The 1,745-nt window shown below is 71.3% G+C and carries 1 protein-coding gene; it reads left to right on the top strand.

Annotated elements, in window-relative coordinates:
* The first annotated feature begins 273 nt into the window (after nucleotides 1-273).
* Complete coding sequence (locus FOE67_RS24795; RefSeq protein ID WP_182667054.1) at nucleotides 274-1,707, top strand: gamma-aminobutyraldehyde dehydrogenase; 1,434 nt, start codon at nucleotides 274-276, stop codon at nucleotides 1,705-1,707.
* The last annotated feature ends 38 nt before the right edge of the window (nucleotides 1,708-1,745 follow it).

Raw genomic sequence — 1,745 nt, 5'->3', positions numbered from 1 at the left:
GTTGACCGCTTCTCCCGGGCGGGGAGGGGAGGGGGACACCGCCACTCCCCACCCGGGAGAAGCGGTCAACGTGTCGTCGGAATCCGCAACTTCTCCATGCTTCGCCCCCGATCGCCGAATGTGAAAAGTTGATTCCGGGTCGAGACCGGAGATTTTCCCGCCGGCCGGGCTGTCGTCGGGACCGGTGGGCGACCTACCGTGGGTCCGAACGGGCCCATCCCGAGGACTCCCCGGCCGACGAGGGCCGGGGACCGAACGACGCTGGAGGGTGTTGTGACCACCGAGCTGCGCCGGCTGCGCAATCACATCGACGGGGAGTTCCGTGACGCCGCGGACGGGCGGACCACCGAGGTCATGGACCCGACCACCGGCACCGCCTGGGCCGCCGCCCCGCTCTCGGGGGCGGCGGACGTGGACGCGGCCATGACGGCCGCGGCCAACGCCTTCCCCGGGTGGCGGGACACCACTCCCGCCGCCCGACAGCTCGCCCTGCTGCGGATCGCCGACGCCTTCGAGCGTCGGGCCGACGAACTGCTGGAGGTCGAGTGCCGGAACACCGGTAAGCCCCTGGAGCTCACCCGGCAGGAGGAACTGCCGATGATGCTCGAGCAGATCCGCTTCTTCGCCGGGGCCGCCCGACTGCTGGAGGGCAAGTCGGCCGGCGAGTACATGGAGGGCATGACCTCCTTCGTCCGCCGGGAGCCGGTGGGCGTGTGCGCCCAGGTCGCCCCCTGGAACTATCCGATGATGATGGCGGTGTGGAAGTTCGCCCCGGCGCTCGCCGCCGGGAACACCGTCGTCCTCAAGCCCTCCGACACCACCCCCGCCTCGGCGGTGCTGATCGCCGAGATCCTCGGGGAGATCCTGCCGCGCGGTGTGTTCAACATGGTGTGCGGCGACCGTGACACCGGTCGCCTCATGGTCGAGCACCCCGTTCCGGCCATGGTCTCGATCACCGGTTCGGTCCGCGCGGGCACCGAGGTCGCGGCCTCGGCCGCGCGGGACCTCAAGCGCGTCCACCTGGAACTGGGCGGCAAGGCCCCCTGCGTGGTCTTCGAGGACGCCGACATCGACGCCGCCGTGGAGGGTATCCGCGACGCGGGCTTCTTCAACGCCGGCCAGGACTGCACGGCGGCCACCCGGGTCCTGGTCCACGAGTCGGTCCACGACGCCTTCCTGGAGGCGCTCACCAAGGCGGCGGCGGACGTGCGCACCGGTGACCCGGACGACCCCGACATCACCTACGGTCCGCTGAACAACCCCTCCCACCTGGAGCGGGTCGCCGGCTTCATCGACCGGCTGCCGGCCCACGCCCGGGTGGAGACCGGTGGTCGCCGGGTGGGGGAGCGCGGCTGGTGGTACGCGCCGACCGTGGTCAGCGGCCTGCGCCAGGAGGACGAGATCATCCAGCAGGAGGTCTTCGGGCCGGTCATCACGGTGCAGCGCTTCCCGGACGAGGCGACGGCCGTGGAATGGGCCAACGGCGTGGACTACGCGCTGGCCTCCTCGGTGTGGACCCGTGACCACGCCCGCGCCATGCGGATGTCCCGGGCGCTGGAGTTCGGCTGCGTCTGGATCAACACCCACATCCCGTTGGTGGGCGAGATGCCCCACGGCGGCTTCGGCAAGTCGGGGTACGGCAAGGACCTGTCGGCCTACGGCCTGGAGGACTACACCCGGATCAAGCACGTCATGACCGCCCTGTGAGGCGCGGGGCGGGTGCACCGGCACCCGCCCCGCACCCC

This window comes from Streptomyces calidiresistens (assembly GCF_014141525.1).
Taxonomy (GTDB): Bacteria; Actinomycetota; Actinomycetes; order Streptomycetales; family Streptomycetaceae; genus Streptomyces; species Streptomyces calidiresistens.
Note: the sequence above shows the minus strand (reverse complement) of the source record. Positions and strands in the feature narration are given on the sequence as shown.